This is a genomic window from Candidatus Bathyarchaeia archaeon (genome assembly GCA_041447175.1).
In the GTDB taxonomy this organism is placed as follows: Archaea; Thermoproteota; Bathyarchaeia; order Bathyarchaeales; family Bathycorpusculaceae; genus JADGNF01.
In genome coordinates this window covers 1,537,149-1,560,121 of sequence record CP166960.1, presented here as the reverse complement: position 1 = coordinate 1,560,121, position 22,973 = coordinate 1,537,149, and the positions used below count along the sequence as shown (strand labels likewise).

General features: G+C 45.3%; 18 protein-coding genes and 1 tRNA gene. 14 read left to right on the top strand and 5 right to left on the bottom strand.

Translation table 11 applies throughout. The annotated features are described in order from the left end of the window. Positions 1 to 11 precede the first annotated feature (11 nt). Positions 12 to 2,138, bottom strand: a complete 2,127-nt coding sequence (locus ACBZ72_08065; protein ID XES76133.1) for a nitrous oxide reductase family maturation protein NosD — start codon at positions 2,136 to 2,138, stop codon at positions 12 to 14. A 263-nt stretch (positions 2,139 to 2,401) separates the two neighbouring features. Here ACBZ72_08065 and ACBZ72_08060 point away from each other — a divergent pair, with 263 nt between their 5' ends. The 12 genes from ACBZ72_08060 to ACBZ72_08005 all read left to right on the top strand — a co-directional run bounded on the left by ACBZ72_08060 (position 2,402) and on the right by ACBZ72_08005 (position 15,578). Further along, a complete protein-coding gene (locus ACBZ72_08060; protein XES76132.1) occupies positions 2,402 to 3,430 on the top strand; it encodes a sodium:calcium antiporter in 1,029 nt (342 codons plus the stop codon). A gap of 473 nt (positions 3,431 to 3,903) precedes the next feature. Beyond that, positions 3,904 to 6,390 carry a valine--tRNA ligase gene (locus ACBZ72_08055; protein ID XES76131.1) on the top strand — a complete coding sequence of 829 codons (2,487 nt, stop codon included), beginning with the start codon at positions 3,904 to 3,906 and terminating at the stop codon, positions 6,388 to 6,390. A 12-nt stretch (positions 6,391 to 6,402) separates the two neighbouring features. Continuing rightward, complete coding sequence (locus tag ACBZ72_08050) at positions 6,403 to 7,140, top strand: aspartate dehydrogenase domain-containing protein (protein XES76130.1); 738 nt, start codon at positions 6,403 to 6,405, stop codon at positions 7,138 to 7,140. Between the two features lie 184 nt (positions 7,141 to 7,324). Next, on the top strand, positions 7,325 to 8,224 hold the full coding sequence (locus ACBZ72_08045) for a hypothetical protein (protein XES76129.1): 900 nt from the start codon (positions 7,325 to 7,327) through the stop codon (positions 8,222 to 8,224). Beyond that, a complete protein-coding gene (locus ACBZ72_08040; GenBank protein ID XES76128.1) occupies positions 8,217 to 10,580 on the top strand; it encodes a nitrous oxide reductase family maturation protein NosD in 2,364 nt (787 codons plus the stop codon). The genes ACBZ72_08045 and ACBZ72_08040 overlap by 8 nt, the downstream gene beginning before the upstream one ends. A gap of 418 nt (positions 10,581 to 10,998) precedes the next feature. Further along, a complete protein-coding gene (locus ACBZ72_08035; protein ID XES76127.1) occupies positions 10,999 to 12,297 on the top strand; it encodes a CdvA-like protein in 1,299 nt (432 codons plus the stop codon). Between the two features lie 227 nt (positions 12,298 to 12,524). Next, positions 12,525 to 12,860, top strand: coding sequence for a PadR family transcriptional regulator (locus ACBZ72_08030; protein ID XES76126.1), 336 nt, complete (start codon positions 12,525 to 12,527; stop codon positions 12,858 to 12,860). Between the two features lie 89 nt (positions 12,861 to 12,949). After that, positions 12,950 to 13,027 (top strand) — tRNA-Lys (locus ACBZ72_08025). A gap of 252 nt (positions 13,028 to 13,279) precedes the next feature. Then, positions 13,280 to 13,603 (top strand): hypothetical protein, encoded by a 324-nt coding sequence (locus ACBZ72_08020; GenBank protein ID XES76125.1) that lies wholly within the window; start codon positions 13,280 to 13,282, stop codon positions 13,601 to 13,603. A 10-nt stretch (positions 13,604 to 13,613) separates the two neighbouring features. Next, positions 13,614 to 13,964, top strand: coding sequence for a hypothetical protein (locus tag ACBZ72_08015; GenBank protein ID XES76124.1), 351 nt, complete (start codon positions 13,614 to 13,616; stop codon positions 13,962 to 13,964). 7 nt (positions 13,965 to 13,971) lie between these two features. Next, positions 13,972 to 14,928: a hypothetical protein gene (locus tag ACBZ72_08010; protein ID XES76123.1), complete on the top strand. Its 957-nt coding sequence runs from the start codon at positions 13,972 to 13,974 to the stop codon at positions 14,926 to 14,928. 182 nt (positions 14,929 to 15,110) lie between these two features. Further along, on the top strand, positions 15,111 to 15,578 hold the full coding sequence (locus tag ACBZ72_08005; GenBank protein XES76122.1) for a hypothetical protein: 468 nt from the start codon (positions 15,111 to 15,113) through the stop codon (positions 15,576 to 15,578). Positions 15,579 to 15,586: 8 nt separating this feature from the next. On the opposite strand, the gene ACBZ72_08000 is transcribed toward ACBZ72_08005, so the two are convergent. From ACBZ72_08000 to ACBZ72_07990, 3 genes are read right to left on the bottom strand one after another with little or no spacing between them, the layout of a single operon-like run. Further along, positions 15,587 to 16,345, bottom strand: coding sequence for a hypothetical protein (locus ACBZ72_08000; GenBank protein ID XES76121.1), 759 nt, complete (start codon positions 16,343 to 16,345; stop codon positions 15,587 to 15,589). Positions 16,346 to 16,347: 2 nt separating this feature from the next. Then, complete coding sequence (locus ACBZ72_07995) at positions 16,348 to 17,367, bottom strand: hypothetical protein (protein XES76120.1); 1,020 nt, start codon at positions 17,365 to 17,367, stop codon at positions 16,348 to 16,350. Continuing rightward, positions 17,364 to 19,667 carry an ATP-binding protein gene (locus ACBZ72_07990; GenBank protein XES76119.1) on the bottom strand — a complete coding sequence of 768 codons (2,304 nt, stop codon included), beginning with the start codon at positions 19,665 to 19,667 and terminating at the stop codon, positions 17,364 to 17,366. The genes ACBZ72_07995 and ACBZ72_07990 overlap by 4 nt, the downstream gene beginning before the upstream one ends. A gap of 67 nt (positions 19,668 to 19,734) precedes the next feature. Between ACBZ72_07990 and ACBZ72_07985 the strand changes: the two genes are divergently transcribed. Then, entirely contained in the window at positions 19,735 to 21,462 is a 1,728-nt protein-coding gene (locus ACBZ72_07985; GenBank protein XES78668.1) for an N-6 DNA methylase, read from the top strand. A gap of 43 nt (positions 21,463 to 21,505) precedes the next feature. On the opposite strand, the gene ACBZ72_07980 is transcribed toward ACBZ72_07985, so the two are convergent. Then, complete coding sequence (locus tag ACBZ72_07980; GenBank protein ID XES76118.1) at positions 21,506 to 21,745, bottom strand: LuxR C-terminal-related transcriptional regulator; 240 nt, start codon at positions 21,743 to 21,745, stop codon at positions 21,506 to 21,508. Positions 21,746 to 21,849: 104 nt separating this feature from the next. On the opposite strand from ACBZ72_07980, the gene ACBZ72_07975 reads away from it, so the two are divergent. Further along, entirely contained in the window at positions 21,850 to 22,938 is a 1,089-nt protein-coding gene (locus ACBZ72_07975) for a hypothetical protein (GenBank protein XES76117.1), read from the top strand. The last annotated feature ends 35 nt before the right edge of the window (positions 22,939 to 22,973 follow it).

Sequence of the window (22,973 nt, the reverse complement as noted above, 5' to 3'; positions counted from 1 at the left end):
GAAAGCGAGGGCTATGGCACGGTTTGTGGAATGGCTGTGGTGATGTCGAACGGGTTGATTAAGGGGTAGTAGTCGATGTTGTTGGGTCCGATTTCGTAGGGTGTGTCTCCTATGCCGTCGCCGTCTGCGTCGGTTCCCGTGTAAAAGTACCACCAGTTGCCTTCCATGCCGTTGTCCCAGACGTTAGCGGTATAGTCGGAGTGGTCAAAACTTATGGGGGATATGAAGTTGTTGTGGTAAAATGTTCCTGGTGCTTCAGATTGGAACCAGATGCCGTACTGTCCATATCTGGTGTTTAGGCTGACGTTGTTAGCGACTATGGTGCAATTTATGGCGCTGTTGCGGTACATTCCGAAAAAGAAGCCTTCGATAACATTTCCCATTATGGTACAGTTAACACTATTACTCAATTCAATGCCGTTGCCGCTGTTTTTTGGGAGATTGTTACCTATGATTTGGGTGCCAAAGGCTGAGTCGAGTATACCTTCGTTGCCGTTGTCGGTGATGTTGTTGCCACAAATGAGGTTATTTTTTGTTCCTGAACCCATTGTCCCAAGCACGATGCCTCCTTGAGCGTTCCCATGAATGTTATTGTTGATTATGCGGTTGAACGTGGCGCCTCCATCTACTCCCACGCCTGCGCTGTTACCCCAAATGTCGTTTTCATTTATGGTGTTGTTTGAGGATTGACTCAGAACAATACCCGACCAGTCTATAGACATGAAGCCGATTTTGGTCACGTTGTTCTGAGTGATTTGGTTATGGTCTGAACCACTAAGCCGAATGACACCTGTGTTCTGTGTTAGCGTGTTCGTTGATGAGGTGTTCAGCCAGAGAGTTGCCTGGTTGCTGTTTAGCTGGTTGCCAGAACTGTTTAACAATAGGATATACAGGGGAACGCCAGGTGTATGGTACTGCTCAAGTTGATTGGGGTCTAAAACGGCAAGCTGATTATTTTCAACCGTGGACTGGTTGGTGTTTACAAGCATTATCCCATAGGTGCTCTGCGGAAAGACGCAGTCTTTGATGGTCATGCGAGTACTGTTGACCAATATGACTGCGCCCGCATCCGACGGCACAGTCTCGCCTGCGCGGTCTATCCAATAGTAGATGGGTTTGCCGTTGATGGTGTTTGAGGAATCGACAGCGTTATCGTAGTCCAACCACGGCTCAGTTGACCCCGCAAGCAAGCTGATGAAGTTGCCCTGGAGCTTGTTGCCTATGAGGGTGTTGTTTTCGCCGGATATGAACCAGATTCCGCCTGTACCCTCCGTTATGGTGTTGTTGATTATGGTGTTGTGGTTTGAAGCAATCGCTAAACCTGTGCCTCCACCGTTGCGGTTCGCAATCACGTTATTAACGACAAAGTGGCTACCTCCTGAAATGTGCACAGCTTCGCCGTTGCCGCAGAACTCGTTTTCAAATACACGATTACTTTTTGAGTCTGAAAGGTCCACTCCGACGCTGCTGTTATGTAAAACGTTGTGGTAGATGTTGCAGCCGCTGACGTTACTCATTTGAATATTCTGCAGCTGCTTTGCGGGGACGTATTCCCAATAGAACATCCAGTTTCCCTGCGCTGGAATAGCGGTGTTTATCATGCAGAAACCCGTAACGTTGACATTATCCGCGAGGATACACATGTCTGGGGCTACGCTGTGGGCGTCGATTATTGTTGTTTGGTTGTCTTCTCCGACCAGCCACAGTGGCTTGTTGACGGTTACTGATTCATTGTATATGCCCGTCTTCACAAGAATAGCTGCGCCATCAAAGGCGTGGTCAACAGCTTCCTGAATATGAGAGTAATCGCCAGGAACTACAATATCAAAAACTGTAGGTGTATGCATCAGAGTGGTCGTTGGTGAGGGAGGAGATTGAGAAGCAGAAGGTAGCGAGGAATTTGGGTGGTCGGTGGGTGAGGGTTCAGGGGAGGGGGAAGAAACCGTTTGAGAGGCAGACGGTGAAGGGGTGGTGTTTGCAGTAGTTGTTGAAGCCGTGGAGGATTGTGGGGGTTCTTCTGAAGGCGAAGCCGCTGGCGGTTGTGTATGGTTTGGGTTTACTTGGCTGTAAACGACGGTGCCCGCGACTAAAATAGCTAACACCGCAAAGGAAAGAAGGATAACCAAGTTTCTTTTCAAGGTTCCACCTACTGTTATGTTACGTTGGGTAAATTTAACTCTCCCCAAAGAACAGGGCGTTCTCCAACAAGAACAGGCACTTACACCAGCCACCAAAAAAGTGTGCCTTCATTAGCAAACGGGCATCCTTTACATAGGCTTGTTTCTGAGGCGCATAGCACGGTGAAGAATTGAGAAAGCTCAAGCAGCAAGGTTAATATTTTGGTTAAAGATGCTCTGCGCAATATACAAATCATGATTTACCTTGGGGAGCGGGAGGATAAATGGCGGACTACGGATTCCTCGGAAACATCTTGGTAATTGTTGTTGCATTAGTGTTTCTGAACTGGACAAGCAACATAGTTATAAACTACGCCACCAAAGTGGCGGCGCTGGGCAAGCTTGGAAAAACCTCTGTTGGCTTCACCTTAATCTCTCTGGCGACTACGCTACCTGAGTTAACTGTGGCTTTGTCGGCTGCGTTATCTGGAGGCGCCCCCTTATCCATAGGAAACGCCTTAGGCTCAAACATATTTAACATCACCGTAATCTTGGGTTTAGGCGCAATACTTCTGGGTCTGAAGCTGAATTTCGGGAAAAACCAGAACAAAACCAGTGCTTCCTCATGCAACATTATTCCTTCCTTTGTACAGTCAGAGTTCAGCAACATCGAGTTTGGACTCTTCGTGTCCTCTTTGGTTCCTCTTGTACTCATTTACACTTCAACGCAGGCAGCGTGGCTTGTAGGTTTGCTCCTTTTGGTTATCTTTGCGGGATACATGTACAGGCTGTCCAAAGTTAAAGTAACCACAGAGGAAACAGACATAGAAGTAGAACCACAAGAGCGCGGTAGTCTCAAAAAGTATATCTTGTTTACGGTGCTGGGCGCGTTAGGTGTAGTGATAAGCGCCAACTTTCTGGTTGAATCCGCAATTTTTATTGCCACGTCAATGGGCGTGTCTCAGCAGGTGATAGGTGCAACGATAATTGCGGCGGGCACAAGCTTACCTGAACTAACAATCAGCATAAAATCCATCCTTCGTGGGCATCCGAACCTTGCGTTAGGCAACATCGTCGGCGCCAGCTTCTTCAACACCACATTGATTTTAGGGATTGCGCTCTTTGTGCCAGCACTTGTCGGCGCTCCGTTGACGTTTAACATGAATGTCTTCTTAAACCTGATAATATTCGCCATGGTAGCAAACGTGTTCTTTTCACATTTCCTGTCCAGAAGACAGCTAACCTGGAAAGAGGGCACAGTGTTTTTGATAATTTATGCGCTGTTCCTGATAGCCACCTTAGGCTTGATATAACACTTCAGGGTGCACTTTTTCTTTTAACCCTGATTTTTTGTTTTCCATTTTGTTGTTGCCGAGCGCTTGCTATGCATGACAACCACTTTTAGATAAATTGCTTGCTGTTTTTCAGTGTTTTATATTTTTTTTATGTTGGCTGCTTCGTGTTCGCTTCGGTATATAGATATTCGCTGTTGACGAACTGATACTGTGTATTCCCAGCAAAGCTCTATCAAATAACCAAAACTGCTTCCAATAGAAATCCAAGGTTGCCAACAGTTTAGGTTATGTTTTTGAAATTCGGGATTGACTCGATGGTGATTGACTTTTTTTTGGTCTGTTTGTCGAGTTATTTTTTTAAAAAACATTTGTGAGTTAGGTCTTGGTGCTTGCTGATGAGATTCTGAAGGTTGCGTTTGTGAGTGGGATAATGTTTTTAGGTGCTACCATAGTTTTTCTAAAGCCTGAACGTTTACAGGAGAACAGTTTGCATGCAAGCCTTGCCGAAAGAGTACAACTTCATCGAAATTGAACGCAAATGGCAACAGCGATGGGAAGAATTGGGCATATTCCGCTACGACTGGAACGACACCGCACGGACGCCCTTTAGCATAGACACACCCCCGCCCTACCCGTCGGGCGAGCTTCACATGGGCAACGTGCTCAACTGGACCTACTTTGACATAGTCGCTCGCTACAAGCGCCTGCGCGGTTTTAACGTGCTGTTTCCGCAGGGCTGGGACTGCCACGGCTTAGGCATCGAAATCCAGGTCGAAAAAGCCAACAACATCCGCAAACGCGACCTGCCCCCTGACGAGTTCCGCAAAATGTGCATGGCGCTGGTCGAAAAGTACATTGCCATGATGAAGGAAGGCATCCTGAAGCTGGGTGCATCCATCGACTGGAGCACCGAGTACAAAACGATGGACCCCGACTACTGGCGCCGCACGCAGCTCAGCTTCATTTTGCTGCATCAGAAGGGTTACATGTACCGTGGCACGCACCCCGTTAACTGGTGTCCCCGCGACGAAACCGCCATAGCCGACGCCGAAGTGGACCACGTTAAACGCGACGGCGTACTGCACTACATTCGTTACCCATTGGAGGGCACAAACGAGCATCTGATGATTGCCACCAGCCGCCCCGAATTCATCCCCGCCTGCGTCGCAGTGGAAGTGAACCCTTCGGATGAGCGGTTTAGCAAGTACATCGGCAAAAAAATTGTGGTGCCCATCGTAAACCGCACCGTAACCATCATCGGCGAAGAATCCGTTGACCCCGAATTCGGCACTGGCGTGGTGCAGATTTGCACTTATGGGGATAAAGAAGACGTGAAAACCGTCATGAAACACAAACTCCCCGTCATCATGCTTCTCTCGGAGAACGGGCGTATTAATGAGAACGGCGGCAAATACCACGGCTTAACCATAAACCAAGCCCGCGCCGCCATCGTCCAAGACCTCACCGACGCCGGTTTGCTGGACCACACTGAAAAAATCCAACAGGAAGTGGGTGTGTGTGACCGTTGTAAGGCGCATGTGGAGATTTTGGAGCGCAAACAGTGGTTCATGAAAACCCGCGACTTAACCGAAGCGGTAGAAAAAGCCGCCAACGAAGTGGTCTGGTACCCTGACTACATGAAGAACCGCCTCATCGACTGGGCGCGCTCCTTGGACTGGGACTGGGTCATCAGCCGCCAACGGCTCTTCGCAACACCCATCCCCGTCTGGTACTGCAACAGCTGCGGCGAGCTTATCCTTGCCGAGCCCGACTGGGTCCCCATCGACCCTAAACTTGAAGCCCCCCGCATCGAGAAGTGCCCCAAATGCGGCGGCACCCAATTCACGGGCGAAACCGACGTGTTCGACACCTGGATGGACAGCTCCATCACCTGCGCCGTCCACGCGGGCTGGCCCGACAAAGCCGACTGGAAACGCCTCTTCCCCGCCAGCGTTCACCCGTCAGGAACCGACATCATCCGAACTTGGGCGTACTACCTTATGGTGCGGCATTTGGCGCTGTTTGGCGAAACCGCCTACAAAAGTGTGCTTATCAACGGTATGGTGTTGGGGCAGGACGGCAGAAAAATGAGTAAATCCCTCAAAAACTACGTTGCCGCGCCCGAAGCCCTCAACAAGTACGGATCCGACGCCATTCGCCAGTGGGCAGCAGGAGGCGGCGCAACAGGCTCTGACATCCCCTACCGCGTCCAAGATGTCGAATACGGCAGACGCTTTCTTGTGAAGCTGTGGAACGTGTCAGGCTTCACTAGCAAACTCCTCTCCGACTACCAACCCATCCAAGACCCCTCTGCGTTGCAGCTTGAACCGCTGGATCGCTGGATGCTTAGCAAAACCGAAAAAGTAACCGCTAAAGTCACCGATGCCTTTGAGAAGTGCCAGTTCAACCTTGCTGTGGAGGAGCTTCGCAACTTCACTTGGCACGTTTTTTGCGACGCCTACGTAGAAGCCGTCAAAGACCGCCTATACCGACCCGAAGTCCACGGGCAAGAACAGAGGACCGCCGCGCAGTACACGCTATACACAGTGCTCTACCGCGTTCTGCAAATGCTCTCGCCGGTGGTTCCGCATTTAACTGAGGAAATTTACCAAACCATGTACGCCCCTGACAAAGGCTACCAGAGCCTCCAGCAGGCACCGTGGCCACAGGTTAACGAGGCATGGGTGGACGAGCACGCGGAGAAACGCGGCGATGTCATCGTGGAGTTCATCGGCGAAGTCCGCAGGGAAAAAGCCGAAAAACGCATGTCCCTCAACACCCCAATAACTAACCTCACCGTCTACGCAGGCGACCATTCCGCAGCAGAAGCACTGGAAGAAGGCAAAGTTGACATCGTGGGCGCCCTCAAAGTTAACACGTTGGTGGTGCTGCCTGAAGAGGGCAACGGCAGAGAACTCCCCCTGTTCCCCACAGTGCGGTTCGTTGCAGAGTACCAAGTTGCCGCTAAACCCAATTAACGGAGCCAGAAAATGAAGACTGTTGGTTTAATTGGCTGTGGTGCCATCGGTACGGTTCTTGCAGAAGCTATCCAACGCAGATTGGTCGTATGCGATGAGTTGCTTGTTTTTGACGTGGACAAGGCAAAGGCACAGCAGCTTAAACGCGTCCTCAATTTCCCCGTCGCCATCGTCGACAGTTTTGAGGCGTTGCTGGACCGCAAACCCACCGTGATTGTGGAGGCGGCTTCACAGCAGGCAGCCAAAGAATACGTTCCCAAAATCGCAGCGGCAGGCATCGAGTTGATTGTGATGAGCACAGGTGCCCTGCTTGACCTACCTGTTGACCTGAACCGTGTGCATGTGCCTGCAGGAGCCATCGGAGGCTTAGACGCCATATCCAGCGCCACCATGGCCGGCGTCGACGAGGTGGTTTTGGCTTCACGCAAAAACCCCAAAGCCTTCGACAAAACCAACACCGCCCCCGAAGTCGTTTATGAGGGCACCGCCGAGGATGCCGCCAAAACGTTTCCCAAAGCCATGAATGTCGCTGCAACTTTAGCGTTAACCGTTCGCCCCGTAAAAGTGAAAGTGCAAGTCATCTCCGACCCCTCTGTCACTCGCAACACCCACGAAATCCAGCTTAAATGGCGGTTTGGCGAAATGCTTCTGCGCTTCGCAAACGACCCCCACCCCGATAACCCTCACACCAGCGCTTTAGCTGCGTGGTCGGCGATTAGGCTTTTGCAGACGCTTCTGGAAAGCGCCTAATTCCCCTTTATGGAAGTCGGGAATGTTTGGCAGTGTAGCCATTTGCTTAGGCTTCCTTGTTGTTAGTCAAGAATTTTTGACCTAACTGGTTTCTGGTGTTCTTTGTTTTTGTCAAAAAACCCTTACAAGAACCCTTTTATTTTCTAAAAAGACCCGTTTCTTTTCAAGGAACGGTTGATGCAGAATGGGTGGCTTTAAAAAACCCCAGTTATTTGTGGCTCTACTTTGCTTATCTCTTGCCGCGGCGCCAATGTTTCAGTTGCCTGAGGTGCACGCCGAGTTTTCCGACGAAGTAACTCAACTGCTCACCTTCTTTAAGGATGTTTTGCACATCGACACCTCCCAATGCACTGTTCATGTGTCCTATGAGACTGGCGACAACAGCCCCGAATTAGGCACGCGCGGACAAAAAGGAGGAAGAGTAGTCTTAACCTTCGAGGAAGGTGGCTCAGTTCATTCACTTTTTGAGTTCCGAGGTAAATACCTCACTTGGTGTCTTGTCTATTATGACGTAGGCAACATTGACCCAATTCCCTATATAGAGCCCCCATCGGATGACCCCCTTGAATTGGCACACGATTTTCTCCAAAGATACGAACAGTTCACAAACGACTCCACAATTGGCGACATGGATGACCTGCTTCAAGAAGTTGCAGTGGTTGAACCGCTTTCCAAAGTTGACGGTAACCTTAAACTAGATATTTCTGTTCGTGATACGCCTGATTTTGATTGGAGCTACACTTTCGAAGGGGAAGACTACTCTTTGCTGGGTGTGGGCTTCTTCTCTCCACCTCACATATTCTCATTCAGCGACCGACGACACCAATTTACCATGAACGAATCTGTTTTTCCCCTATACGAACCCTTAAATTCCCCAAGCTTTACCGAACCTTCCCTTTCTTCCCCCTCTCCCGCTGAGAGTATTTCTTCAAAATCAACACTTCCCGCCAAAAACTCAGTGTCCCCATCAAGTTCGTGGAGCACACTAAATTTTCCAGCTGTACTTCTAGCGGTAGTCGCTGGTTTAAGCACCCTTGGATATACGTATGTGAAGCGGCTTAAGCGGAGGGTTCTGGTTGATTAGAAAAAAACTGCTGGTTGCTGCGTTCGCGTTTTTGCTTCTGTTTCCCGTTGGCTTAAGTTTTAGTCAGCTTAAAGTGGCTGAAGCAAATTTCCTTTATCCTCCCCTGCAACAAATTTGCCTCACAGCCAACGGAACCATCACGCCCTCAACTGCGCCGATAAGATGCGACGGCGACGTTTACTTTTTCACTGGGAACATAACCGACTTTGTTATTGAAGTTGAGCGAGATAACATTGTCATTGACGGTGCAGGCTACACCATGCTGAAGACGATGCCTGCTTTGGGGCGTCAGGACGCTGTAGCTTTGAAGGCACGAATTAACGTCACGCTCAAAAACCTGTATGTGACCGGATTTGGGTATGGGGTTTTTCTAAGCAATTCCCGTAACTGCGCCGTTTGTGACAGCGTTTTTGTGTCCAATCAGTACGGAGTAGCCTTGGCTGATGCAGCAACAGGGAACCTTATTTCGGGAAACCGTTTCACTTCGAGAGGTGGTATATTCATTCAAAACTCAGTCAACAACGTTTTGCGCAGCAATTCAATGTTGGGGGCGGGACCTAACCTCTGGGTCGACTGCGAAAACGCAACTAACCTACCCCTAAAAAGTTTCATCAACGACATTGACGCCTCAAACACCATAAACGGCAAATCCATATACTACTGGGTAAACCAACACAACAAAACAGTGCCCCTCAACGCTGGCTACGTTGCGCTCATCAACTGCAGTGGCATAACGGCGCGACATCTGAATCTATCCGACAACGGGCAAGGCATCGTTTTGATTTCCACAACTAACTCCACAGTTACCCAAACAAACATCACCAACAACGACAAAGGAGTCGCTCTCTTCAACTCCCAAAACAACACAATCACCTCAAACAACATCGCGAACAACACATACGGAATTCTCACATACTCGCAGTCGAACGTATTTCGCAGTAATTGTTTAGTCAATAACACTTACGATGTGAATTTTGAGGACCGCTTTGTTGACGAGTTTGATTACTCCAACATTGTTGATGGCTCGCCGATTTGTTACTGGATATGGCAAAACAACAAAACGGTTCCCCCCAACGTTGGTTATGTGGTTCTTCTTAGCTGCTCCAACATAACCGTTCAAAACCTCAACATAACCAACCGGCGGCAAGCCATGCTTCTTGTCGGCGTCACCAACTCCACAATCACCCGAAACATCATAACCAACAACCAAGCCGGTATAGTAATGCGGGGCTCCTCTGGCAACCTACTCTCAGGAAATCTGGTAGCAAACAACTCTGACGGATTTTACATGGAGGCATCGGGATTTAATGAGGTGTCCACGAACAGGATGTCCTTTAACGAAAACTTTGGCATACATTTAGACGACTGCGACAACAACGCTTTCACTCGCAACTACATAACGCACAGCAAAAAAGGGTTCACCATTAACCGAGGCGGCAACAACACCCTCTTAGAAAACTCGATACTGTACAGCTCAGAAAAAGGGCTTCATGTCGGCGAATCCGTCAACAACCTCATAACACGCAATAACATCGCTTGGAGCAAAAGCTGGGCTCTAACAATAACTGGCTCGGTAGGCAACAACCTGATTCATCACAACGACTTCGTTAACAACGTTGGCGGCTACCCCTACCAAACTTACCCCGCAAACGCCTCTTTCAACCTCTGGGATGACGGCAAAGAGGGCAACTTCTGGAGCGACTATTCAGCCAAGCATCCAACCGCCAACGAGGTCCCTGAATTAGGAGTCTACGACTCTGCAGTGGTTATGAATGATAACAATGTGGACCATCATCCCCTCAGTAAACCCGTCAACCTCAAATACACACTGACCATAATGCAACCCGCAAACACAACCTACCCAGTAAGCAGTGTGCCCTTGGCTTTTTTTGCCACCGCAGACGTGCCCTGGCTGGGCTACAGCTTGGATGGCAACGCAAACGTAACCGCGAATGGCAAGGCAAACTTGGACACTTTGGCCGCTGGAGTTCACAGCGTCACCGCATATGCAGGGAATTCTGAAGGTGGCGTATGTTCTTCTGAAACGGTGTATTTCGAAGTCGTAAATGCTTCCGTCGCCGAGGTAGATGTTCAACTAGTGCAGCCCACGGCTTCTCTAACTCAATCACCTCAACCAACCCCTACTCCAACTTTGTCTTCACCTTCACTTTCAGCTTCCCCCTCCCAGTTTCCCCCTCCCACCGAGCAACCGCCTCGCCAAGTTGAATCCCCCGACGCAAAACAAACCTCTCCCTCCGCAGAAAACATCGGCATAATAGCAGGGGCAACAACCGCAACAGCAGTCCTCCTTCTGATCGCCTTTTTCACCCTCAAACGGCGCAATCCAAAAAATTAAGCCCAGCTGTTTAAGTCACAAGCACCATGTAGTGGACCGCCAGTTTCGAGCAATATGCGCCTTCTATAACCTTCCTCTGCCTTTCTGTGACGCAAGAAAAATATAACCCACCTCCAGAAACAAAAAAGCAACCCAAATGCAATCTGCAGAAAAAGAGAGGGATGGCGTGCGTAGAGCAACGCGTCAAAGTGTTTCCAGCCGCTACTCCATTTTACACCTTTGGGTGTTTAGTTGCGCTTCTGTCTCCATGTATTTTTTAACTGTTTAATGATATAACCAGTTATAGATTCAACGGCTTTTTGTATGCATAATTTCATTTTTCTACGCTGCTCAACCCGTTTTTATCTGGCAGCGATATATGTGCATGTTAACAAACGTTATTTCCCATGCTGTCCCTATGTGTGCACGGTGCCTAAAAGTGATTTCATGGAAACATTCCTTTAACCGTCTAAACGAAGAAAACGAGATAGCCAAGAAGAAGCAGCAAGCACTGGACAGCTTGTTTGAAAAAGGCAAGATTTCTCAATCAACCCATGACTCATTCAAAGCAGAAATAGCCGCCGCTATTGCAGAAATCGAAAAACAGCAACAAGAACTCGTCAGCAAAATGCAAGCAAAATCCGCCGACCTCCAGAACCAAATCAAAACCCTAGAAATTCTCCTTGCAAACTACGAAATCCAACACGTCGCAGGAGAAATCGACGAAAACACCTACACCCTCGAAATAAACCTCCTCACCAACGGACTAGAAACCGCCAAGCACGAACTCGAAACAATCCAAGCCGCAATGGACCAACTCTGTAAACCAACCATCGCGGAACCAACCCTTCCAACTGCCGAAACCCCCCTCCTTGAAGTTGCCCCCGAACAACCCCAAGAAACAGCCCAGGCAGCAGTTGCAGCCGTCGAAGCAACCCCGCTCGAAGTTGCACCTGCTGAATTTGTTGCAGCCCCGCCAGAAATTATTCTCGAACCAGTTGCAGAACCAATCGAGCCAACCTTAGAAGCCCACATCGCAGAAGCTCCCGCTCTGGAACCCGAACCTGAACCAGTTGAGCAAGCTCCTGCAGACTCTCAAGTTGACATTGTTCTTGCAGCTACCCCCGAGCCAGTGGCTGAACCAGTTGAGGTTGCCCCCGAACCCGAAGCAGTTGTGGAAGTCCCAACTGTTGAGCAAGCTCCAATAGAAGAAGCACCCGCGATGGAAGAAACAGCTCCAATTGTGGAAGAACCTGCAATTGTGGAACAACCCGTAGTTGAGGAAGCGCCAATCGTGGAATTTCCAGTCGAAGAGCCCTCAATCGTAGAAGAAGCAGTTGTTGAACAGACGGAAATTGAGCAGCCCGCCCCAGAAACCATGGAGATAGAAACTCCAGTTATTGAAGCTCCAGTTGCTGAAGAAATGCCCATTACGGAAGAAATTGCAGCTCCAGAACCAGTTGCAGTTGTTGAAGAAGAAATCATCGAGAAACGTCCATTAGACGAATTTGACGTTGCCGAACCCGACGTTGTACAGCAGGAACTTCTACAGCCCGTAGAGGAGGAGATTGTGGAGAACCCTTTTCAGGAAGCGCCAGTAGAGGCGCAACAAGAAGCAGTCGCAGACGCTCCCGTAGAAATCTCCGAAGAAATTCCACAGGTGGCAATTCACTCCGCAAAAGAGAGCTTGCCCGAAGCATCTTCAAATGACGACGAACACCGAGAATACACCGAATAAGCGGCCATCTCGCCTCACTTTTTCTATCCTTTATTCTATCCTCACCATTTTTCTTTTTCAAACACCCGCATACCTGAATTATCATGCATGTTTAAACAATGTTTAAACAACATGCAACATGTATTAACTTCTGAGTCGAAGTTCGAATATTAGTTAAATATTTATATCAGAATTGAACTATCTAACCAACCACGGGAGAAATGGGGAAAATCACGATGGTTGTAACGATGGAAAAATCGGAAGCCCAAATTATCAAAAAAATGAACGAACGCATCATAAAAAACTTTTTAGACATCATAATCCTAAGCGAACTTCGAAATGGGCCCTTCAGCGGCTACGATATCATCAGCTACATCCACAACAAATTCCAGCTTTTAGTCAGCTCAGGAACCATCTACAGCCTACTCTACAGTCTAGAACGAAACGGGTTAGTCGAAGGAATCTGGGATGAAAGAAAACGAACCTACCAACTCACTAAAAAAGGCGCCCACACAATCGACACCCTTCTAAGCGTCAACCAAGACATCAAAACCTTCGTCTCAAACTTCCTCAAAGTCCAATAAACCCCTTCTACTTTTCAAAAATCCCAAACAAAAACAGAAACGCTAAAAAACCCCCATGTCGTTTTGCTATCAACAGCTTCCCACAAGGTGGGTCCGTAGCTCAGTCAGGCTAGAGCATCGGACTTTTAATCCGAGGGTCGCGGGTTCAACTCCCGTCGGACCCGCCAATCTAGTAACGAATTTATACTGAATTTTCTCAACCCCTTTTTCTTTTTTAGTTTCTCAAAATTTTTTAGGTTTATTCTTCAAGCGCCAGCTACGTCGTCAGGCGCTCAAGTTTTCTATTGTATGGACTGCGTTTTTTGGTGTGGACGTTGCACCGAACCAACCATGCAGGGCAGGAAATCAGTTAATCGTATAGCTTCAAGCGAAGCGTGCGCACGATTAAAACTCAGAGTGCACAAGAAGGAGGCTCAAGTTTGAGGAAATACCACACTTGGGCATACTTAAACGCTGAAGGCAAAGCCCTTTGGTGCGACATCTTCCCAGACGGCGAAGCGCCAATCCAAAGCATCATAACTCAACCTGCAACCTTGGAAGGCATAGACAGAGTCGAGAGAGTGTTCCTTTTAGATTGGAAGGAACTAACCGCCTCGCAACAAGACGTCATCCTTGAAAAAATTAGCAAAAAAAGCGGCGCCAACAAAGATGTCATTCTCAAAGAGGTTTTGAAGGTCGGTTTGCCTCTGCGTGCGAAGTACACTGAAGGTTGCGGCACAAGCCGACCGGGGCTTTTCATTTAGGAGGGCTTGGATGGAGCTAAAAATCGGAAAAGTAGATGCGGTTGATTGGATAAATGATGATCGTTGGATTGTTTTTGGTTATAACGGCGGCTTTGGCCAGTATTTAGAGCACTGCTACTTTGCGCCTGGAACCCCAAAGAACGCAGAGTTCGAAGTTATGGCGGCACCAGTCATCGTTGATGGCGTATCGGGTATTGCTGCTTTCTTTCGCATAAGAGACACGGTTGAAAACCGCGATTCCCTAAGAGCTGCACTGGCTGACTTTCATGGAAAACGCTTGCTAACTTTGGCAGAACTCGACGAAGGCATAGAGGCGCTTAGACAAAGAATCAAGGAAAAGGTCATCCCAAAACTCAGGTGATTTTTTTATGACCGACACTAACGATAGAAGTCAAAATATTTCGCTTTCAAAGTCAAAAGTCAAATTTGACTTCAATACCGTCCGCTCCCGCGTCATACCCATACTCAAAGGCATCGAAGTAAAAATGTACCCTGCCAAGATAGGACGTGTACGTGGCTGGAAGCGCCAGCACGTAGCTTACTACGTAAAAAAGCTGGAGAAGGCAGGGTTAATTCGCCGATTGAAACGCAGTAACTTTGTTGATTTTGAGCTTACAGAGCGAGGTCAAAATTTTCTCATATCCTGTGAGGGAGTCCTCTTCAGCAGCGGCGTCTTTCGGCTGCATCGTTGTTTTTTCAAATATCCGGTCTTACGTGAAGGCGTTTATCCGATGGGCGATTTTAAGCGGATTGAAATGCAGAATTGGACGGCTCTTTTGGGTTTGGAGCAAGGTGTCAAAGTTAGGCATACAACGACGTCTTGGATTGTTCATGTTGAGACATTTTATGGTCGCAGTCCGGGGGAGCTCGTAACTTTGGCTAAGAACATGGCTGATCGCGTTGCTCAGGGCTTAATGAGCAAATACGGTTGCGTTCTCGGTCAGGGCGAAATTAACAGGCGCCATGAACTTGGCATCGATGACCCAGTAGCGAATTTATTGAATCGCTATTTTGAAGTGAGCACGCCAAAGCGGTTGATTGATGATAGCCCAGGAGAGGACGAGGGCGAACTGGATCATCTTGGCCGTGATGCAGCGGTTGAGTATTTGCTGATGCCTGAGCGGGTCAAGAAATTGGAAGGCCAAGTGGAAACTGCTCTTGGCGATTTGGAGAGAATTTCTGGTAGTCTTACAAAGTTGGAGAAGATGGGTTGCGATTTGGCTAAGGTTGCTGACGCTTTAGGACGGCTTGTCGGGAGTATAGAATGCGGCACCCAAGAGGCGTCTAAGACTTCTGAGAACGGAGGGAAAAGCTACGTTTCTTAGCAGCAGTTTTAAGCTAATGGCAGTGAAAACCTGTTCAAAAGCACTTTTAGCAATGTGCCGAGGGCATGGGAAAAGTCCATGCTTTTTAGAAGCCGCTTTTCTGTGGTTGCTTGGTCCTGATTACCAGCAGTCAATTTCGCCCTGTGTTGATGGAGCAGAAAACATGGAGTGTGCATTCTGACATGGAAGCAAGCGAAAAACCCGTTCAGAAACCCAAAAAGAAGCGCACCCAAAGCGACAAAATAGGTCGCCTAAAATACAATCATCAACTCCTCAAGAAGACGTTAACAGAATTGGAAGAAATCAAGCTTATGTTACGCACTATTTTTGCTGGCCTGAAAGATTCATTCAATTTTGAGCAGTCACTGATTAAGCGTGTGACTTGTAGAGATGAGATAGACATAGAGATTATACAGTTGCTTTTTGAAGCGGGTAGACCCGGCTTGTTGCCTAAAGACTTACAAATGCGGTTAAGGCAGTTTGCAGTTACTCGGCATCAAATAAGTCGAAGGATTTTAAGAATGAACAGGCGGCTAGAAAAAGAGTTTGGACAACATATTGCAGAAAAGCGGGGCTGGCATTGGGCTTTAACTACTTTTGCAGTAGAAGCTTGGGGCGAAAGCAAGGATGATTTTGAAAGAACTGTTTAACAATGCCTTTAAAGAAAAAAGGTATCTGCGCTGAGCATTTCACTTAACGGTTTTCTGCTTTTTACTCCAAAATATTTCACAACAGCTTCATAATATGCTTTCATTCGATACTCCTCGCTCACCTTTACGCAGCTCACCCAATCTTTTGAATCATAAAAACTATTTGGAATTTTGGTTTTAAATTGCCTTAGCATCATGTCAAAGAGTATTATAAAATCAATTGGAGGATAGGGAATTCTGGGGATGCCAATTTTCGGATTTAATGAATATGGATACTGATTAGTGTACTCTTTGCCGCCAAATTGAAAATGTGAAACGGGCTTATTGTCTTGGTTTTCACCTATAGCTAAGTCAAAGTGAAATCTTCTGACTAACCTATCTTTATGGATATGCTTATGTTCGCAGTAATCCTCCAGTGGGATTTGCGTTATTTGGGCGTCATTGTTTTTTTGAGACTTCAACACTATCGAAGAAACAAAAGAATACATTTGAAAGTTCAAGTTTTCTACACTTAATATGCCACTTAACATCAGAATTGCTTCATTCTGACTGAAATAGCGATCATCATTTTCAATCGGAATCTTCCAAGGGGGGTCTATTTTTAAACTCCAATTTTTCGGGTCTCTTAATTCTTTTAATGTATCGATAATTGTTCCCGATAGAATACTAATCTCTGAACAGTTTCTTTGGATAGTTGGGTTGCCTTTAATACAAGAAAAAGATTTTATGAGGTGTTTTCGATATGAAGTCAACTCAGCTTCATTCATTTTTAATCCTCATACTTGAAATACCTTAGTTCTTCAAAGAACAGCTTGTTTTCCTTTGTGTAATCAACGGCGCTACAAGAGAAATGGACAGGCTGTCGGTCGTTTGGATCGTCTTTATTGAAAGCGACGGTTTCGGGATATTTTTCTTTACAAACGGCGCACTTCAATATTTCGTTTTCCTTGAGATTAAAGATTTTTTCGGCTAAAGCGAAGGGATTACCTATGGCTTTATTATCTAAGGCCTTTTGTGCTTTGGTCATTAAAATCGAACGTAATTTCCGGTTCCACCATAATGGTTTCCTTGATTTTGAAAACAACCCGTCATATAATGCAGGGGCGAAATCTTGAATCTCCAAAAACATTTTTTCGGTTAAACCAACACTTGTTGCAGCAAAAAGCGAATCGTAAATAAAGCCTGAGTAAGTCAGCAACGATTTTTTAATCCATTTGCCATAAAAGAGAGAGTTTCCTTCAGATTTTCCTTGGTCATCAGCTGGGCGTAATCCATCCCTTAAAGCTTCAGGCAAAGCATTTTTCAATTCGTCAACTATATCTTCGGGCGGGTTCAATAAATTCAGAAGTTGTTGTAAGTTAAGTTTTTCAACTGACCTGATTTTTTTATAATCGAGAGAATCGTTAAGTAGAATTTCTACTCCTCGTCTCTGCACATCTTTATAATAAATTTTCTCGTCTACAAAGCTTTCTGATGCTTGAGATAACACGCCAAATATACCTTGGTCAAAGAAGTCCTTGGTGAAAATGTAAATTGGAATTTCAGGAAAGCTGAACCTTATATTAGCGGCGAGAGTAAAGCCGCGCGCGTTTGATTTTTCATTCTTAGCATTTTCGTGTTGATATAACCTATCATCCAATAAGAAAAGATCAACCGGCATCTCCTCCACTACAAACTCTTTTGGATGAAAAAAGGTTATTTTTAAGTCAGCGCTTTTTTCTGCAAGTAAGTCTGCGTCTTTTTTATGACTTAAATCATCATCTATCCAGATTACCTTACTCTCTGTCATGGCAATTCCACCTCTACACATGTTTTCCATGGTTCTTCAGCATCAATGAAATTTAACTGTTTATTATATGATTCAAGGATACTGCCAACGATGCTTAATCCCAGCCCTCGACCTGAACCAACCGCCGTTAGAGTTCTTTCATCTATTTTACCCTTGAGATTTTTATAGAGCTTTCCTTCGGGGTCTGAAACTAACGGTTGTTTTACTAATTCGCGGTATTCCTTCTTCAGCCCAACGCCATCGTCATAAACTCGAAGAACCAAACTGTCGTCATTTTCGAATGTTTCAATTTTTATTTTCTTGTTGCTGGATTCGCAAGCTAGTACGGCTTTTAATGCGTTGGATAGCAAATTAATAAGTATTGAATATAATTCCGGTTCTAACATTAAGCCAGTTCTATGGGAGGGGTCGATTTTGTCATCAATTTCTACATTAAAATCTTTAATAAACCCAGCGAAGACGTTTTTCACTTGTTTAAATGAGTTATTAACGTTTAGTCTTTTTCTCTCCACTTTTTTGATATCATCGGACAACCTGCTAAATAATCGAATTTGGTCGTCAAAGCGGTCTCTCGTTTCTCTAAAAGACTTCGACAAATTCAACAGTAGTTTTTTTTCCTTGTCAGGCATATTTCTTGCTCGTATTTCGAGTTCGTTTGCATGAGTGTCAAGGCTACTAATAACCGACTGAGCTTCATGCGTAAAAATAAACATTAAAGCTCCAGTTGAAGCAATTGTACGTAAACTGTTAGTTTGTGTTTCTAATCTGCTAACAGTGTTTTGAACAACCTTAATGGCAGCTTCTTTTGTTTTTTCGTACTGTATTTTTGCCTCGGGACCAACTGAGCTCTCTTTTGCGTTGAGTAGAGAATCGGTTATTCTATCAAGAGTTTTGACTGCGGTATCAACCAAAATCATTTCTTCTGGGCCAGTTCTCACAGGAGAGTTTGTTGGGCTTTCAGTTTCGCCTAATACATCCTTAAGTTCTTCCTGAGCTTTTCGTACAGTTTCTTGCTCATTCAAATATAGGTAATGAGCATACCAGAGTGTTACCCATTCCAATACATCTTTCAGGCATTTTTTTAGGTCGACTAAAGACTCATTTTCGATAAAACCTTCTCTGTTAATTGGTACATCGAAAAGCCGAGTAGGCTCATTTGAAAGACGTACTTCGCCTATCAAGTTCTGATTTCTAGGATGATTTAATTTCGCGCGATTTGGGTCAACACCTATTAAATTATTGGCTGCTTTATTGAAGTAGTCACTGATTTTGGCTAACTTTCTTGCTTGGATTTCATCTATATTTAGCCAATCATTTTCGGGGTCGCCATAAGGATATACTCGGAAACCATCCAAAAAAACTTTAATTCCTGAATAATTTTTGAAAATCTGGGGTATTAAGCCGCCCATTAAAGTTTTAGGATCTCTCAGGTATTCAGTTCTATCCCAGAAGATAGCGATGTCAAAACTAATGTTTGGAATTTTGGCATATGTATTTGGCAGTTCGTAAGGAACCTTACCAATTTTCTTTGCATCGAGGGTCAAAGAAGCAAGACCTTGAGACGAAACACTTCCAACTACTCTGCCCCACCCTGCATCCTTAATCTGCTCAACTAAGAAGCCTTCACCTGACCGAAATTCATTTGCTCGTATTTCAATGGTCATTCCAGGGTCTTCAGGATAACCTGGTCGTTTTGTAGGTGAGATAACCGATAATTCACCAATTCGTCTCCTCAAAGTGTCAAAGTCTAATTGCGACCATTTATCTCTCAAGCCTATTAGTTGCAAAGATGTTCCTGTCTCTGCTTTTTCTAAAAATATTGTTGAGTATTCATTTGTTACTTCTTCCAGTAATAAACCAGCCTGATAATTGGGCCAGTTGAACGTTACTTGTGTCTTTTGAAATTTATTATTCGGGAGTAATGCAGTAGAAGTCAAAATTAGTTTATTAGCTAACTTTCGGCAAGCAAATCGACCAATTCCTTTATCTCCAGTCTTTCTTCTTCCATATTTTGGAGAATAGGGATTCCTTTGCTTATTTGGGGTCGCGATTCTCATCCAAAAAGCTCTTACTTGTTCCAAACTCATACCATGTCCACAATCAGCAACTGTGATTGTTCCGTCATCGCTGAAAGAATCGCTTTTTGTATTTTCCATTGTTATTACAACGTGTTCAGAATCGGCATCGAAAGCATTTTTTATTAACTCAGCTAGTGCTATGTAATTTTTGGTAACTAGCCTTTCGCCTATTTCCCCAAGTAGCAAACTATCAACGGTGAAGGTTAGCCCTTTATTGCTCATTTACCATTACCACTTTCTTTGATTAGATAACGAGTATCTAGCAAATAGGTTTTATGTAGTTGATTACATATGTACCAATTTAAATCAATTACTTGGCTGTGGGGTACTTGTCCTGACATCAAAGTCTACGGTAGACAAACTTAGAGGAGGTTTCTACACTCCTAAGATTGTGTCTGATTTCTTAATAGACTGGGCTGGACTTGATAGTAATTCTGTCGTGCTTGAAACAAGCTGTGGTAACGGTATTTTTCTTTCTTCAATTTGCAAAAAATTTTCTAACATAAACTTACCCAAAGACGCTTTTCAGTCACACTTAATTGGCATTGAACTGGTTGAAGAAGAGGCGAACAAGGCAAGACGTCTTCTATCAGATTTAGATATTGCAAACCCTGAAAAGATTGTTTTAAACGGGGATTTTTTTGATTATTGCCAGCTTTTTCTGAAAAATAACAAAAAATTTTCTATGATTACGGGCAATCCGCCCTTTATCCGCTATCAGGACTTTCCCCAGAAATCAAAAGAAATTGCTTTTAAACTAATCTCCGAGCTTTTTGATTTTAAATTGAGTGGTCACGCAAATTCCTGGATTGCTTTTCTCTTATTGTCGTCTCAATTGCTTTCTGAAAACGGAAAGATAGCAATGGTAATCCCTGCTCAGCTTTTTCAAGTGAAGTATGCCACCGACACGCGTCGTTTTTTGAGCGTTTTCTTTAGCAAACTCACAATTATTACTTTTGAGAAACTAATTTTTCCGACAGCGCAGCAAGAGGTCATTTTATTACTGGGAGAAAGAAACAATGGACCAATTGAAGGCATAAGAGTCATTGAACTAAAGAATGAAAACGACTTGTATTTGAGAATTAGACCTGAAGATGTTTCGAAGAATTTTCAGTATTATAAATATAAGCCGATGGATCATTCTACCGAAAAATGGACACAGTATTTTCTAGACACCGAAGAAATAGAATTACTTAGAAAAATACCTACTTTAGAGGGCATAAAAAGGGGAGGTGATTTGTATTCGGTGGATATTGGCGTAGTTACTGGGAAAAATAAGTTCTTTATTTTATCGAAAAATACACTCAATAATATCGGAATTGACGAAAAATACACAATCAAAATTTTTGGCCGCTCTTCCGATATTGAAGGCATAATATTTTCTGAGGATGATTGGCAAAAAATTAGGCAAAAGGATAACCCTTGTTACCTTTTTGCGCCATCTCAAACGCAATATGCAGACTTACCCGATGCAATTAAGAATTATATTGAAAAGGGAGTGCAGCATGGGGTTAATGAAGGTTTCAAATGCAGGATTCGTAGAGATGACTGGTTCCGCGTTCCGACCATCTACAAACCCGAGGCTTTTTTGCTAAGACAAATACATGATTACCCAAAAATGGTATTGAACACATCGGGCTCAACTTGTACGGATACCATTCACAGGGTTAACTTCAACCAAGGAGTTGATGGGAAAAAAATTGCAGGGGCATTTCTTAATTCCTTGACTTTTGCTTCCGCTGAAGTTAAAGGCAGAAGTTATGGCGGTGGTGTCTTAACGCTTGAACCTAGCGAGGCTGAAGAACTCCTTATACCAATAGTCGGTATTGATCACTTAAATCCTGTCGACATTGATACCAATATTAGAAAAGGCAATTTGGCTCAAATTTTTGATGCCAATGACAAAATATTGCTAAGAGACGGTTTAGGCATGAATTTTGAACAGGTCCGAATCTTAAGGAATATTTGGGTTAAATTGAGAAATAGGCGGAATAACAGAAAGATTTCCCCTCGATAACAGTAACTGGCTTAAGAATAGGGGTTTTTTAAAGAAGAGCGATTCACAAGAAAAAAATGTATTGGTTGGTTCTAGATGCCGATTGGCTTAGTTCGGAAATGTTAAAACCAATTTTTACTAACCATTCTATATCAACTACGGATTTTACGAGTTTTTTGTACGCATTTTTCCGTGAGCGCGTAATGCTTGGGGGGTCGCTGTTTATTTTGCGAGCTATCTTATAATCGCTTAATCCTTGTTGTGCAAATTGCAAAATTGTGCGTTCTCTTTTTGTAAGATTCATCTTAAGCCTTATTTTACGAACCATTGTCCTAAATAGGTTATTATCGTAAATGCGCTAATAAGCTATTTCTGTTTTAGCTTTCCACCATATTCTTTGACCGAAAAATGTCTAAAAGCGAAACAGACAACAAAGACGGCACAAAAAAGTGCGAAGGCTGCAAGCATGCAGTAGAGCATCTGTCGGCAGTTTTGCCTTTTAGTGTTCTTGAGAAAATGGCAGATAAGCCACTGAGGATTAGGGGTGTCGCCATGACGACGGGCATGAGCCGTAATCTCAACATCTACACATCTGAGGAGTTGCAAACTTTCTCAAGCAAACTCACAAACGCGCCAGTCTACATTGAGCATGTTGCAGTGCCAAACGCCGTCGGTAAGGTTACCAAAACGGATTGGGACGGACACAGCCTCTGGTATGAAGCCGAAATTTACGATGACCAGACGGCCGAGAAAATCCGCAAAGGCTTAGTCCAGCACGTAAGCGTAGGCGCAGACTATGAAGCGGTCGATGTTGTGGACGGCAAAGTTCCGCACGGACTGCACAATGCCGAGTTAAGCCTAGTCGCCGTTCCAGGCATACCTGAAACCAACGTACAAGTCTTAGAAAAACTCGTAGACACCAAAGTCACGGAAGCACTACGAAAAGCGGGCGTTCAAGAAGCAGAATGGGACACAGCCTACGTCAACAACCTGCGAGACGATTGTTTTGCAGCCATTGAACCCGGAGGCACAAAAGACGACCAGGGCAAAACTACACCACGAAGCCTACGGCATTTAGAGTATAAGAACGCCGAAGGCAACCTCGACCAAGCCCACATCATAGCTGCATTGCAACGTCTAGACCAAACAAAAATTTCCTCAGAACTCAAAGCCCAAGCACTCAAAAAGCTGTGCTCGGCTGCGGGAGAACTCAAAATCGAAAGCTCCGTCTGCAACCTGCAAGGAAAAACCGAAACCCTCCAAGGGCAACTGACAGAAGCGCAGAAAACCATCGAAGACTTGCGTAAGCAGGTTCCCGGTGGCGGCTTAATCAAAAACCCGCCCAAAGTGATAGCGGTCTCGGAAGCTGCTAAAATGGTTGAGGCAGTGTTGCCTTCGCCGATGGTTCAGCGAAGTTGGAGTCTTGGACCTCAACGCATGTGCCAAGAACTTCGCAGAGTAATTCAAAAGCTAGAGCAAAAAGCTGGAGGCTGCTAGCTGTGTTTTCGCTCACTTTTGTGGGGAAGAGTACC

Excerpts from the sequence above, each read along its gene's own strand:
- ACBZ72_07995 (XES76120.1), bottom strand. The coding sequence starts at position 17,367 with ATGACAGAGAGTAAGGTAATCTGGATAGATGATGATTTAAGTCATAAA.
- ACBZ72_07975 (XES76117.1), top strand. The coding sequence starts at position 21,850 with ATGTCTAAAAGCGAAACAGACAACAAAGACGGCACAAAAAAGTGCGAA.
- ACBZ72_08005 (XES76122.1), top strand. The coding sequence starts at position 15,111 with ATGGAAGCAAGCGAAAAACCCGTTCAGAAACCCAAAAAGAAGCGCACC.
- ACBZ72_07990 (XES76119.1), bottom strand. The coding sequence starts at position 19,667 with ATGAGCAATAAAGGGCTAACCTTCACCGTTGATAGTTTGCTACTTGGG.
- ACBZ72_07980 (XES76118.1), bottom strand. The coding sequence starts at position 21,745 with ATGAATCTTACAAAAAGAGAACGCACAATTTTGCAATTTGCACAACAA.
- ACBZ72_08060 (XES76132.1), top strand. The coding sequence starts at position 2,402 with ATGGCGGACTACGGATTCCTCGGAAACATCTTGGTAATTGTTGTTGCA.
- ACBZ72_08055 (XES76131.1), top strand. The coding sequence starts at position 3,904 with ATGCAAGCCTTGCCGAAAGAGTACAACTTCATCGAAATTGAACGCAAA.
- ACBZ72_08045 (XES76129.1), top strand. The coding sequence starts at position 7,325 with ATGGGTGGCTTTAAAAAACCCCAGTTATTTGTGGCTCTACTTTGCTTA.
- ACBZ72_08030 (XES76126.1), top strand. The coding sequence starts at position 12,525 with ATGGAAAAATCGGAAGCCCAAATTATCAAAAAAATGAACGAACGCATC.
- ACBZ72_08010 (XES76123.1), top strand. The coding sequence starts at position 13,972 with ATGACCGACACTAACGATAGAAGTCAAAATATTTCGCTTTCAAAGTCA.
- ACBZ72_08050 (XES76130.1), top strand. The coding sequence starts at position 6,403 with ATGAAGACTGTTGGTTTAATTGGCTGTGGTGCCATCGGTACGGTTCTT.
- ACBZ72_08015 (XES76124.1), top strand. The coding sequence starts at position 13,614 with ATGGAGCTAAAAATCGGAAAAGTAGATGCGGTTGATTGGATAAATGAT.
- ACBZ72_08000 (XES76121.1), bottom strand. The coding sequence starts at position 16,345 with ATGAATGAAGCTGAGTTGACTTCATATCGAAAACACCTCATAAAATCT.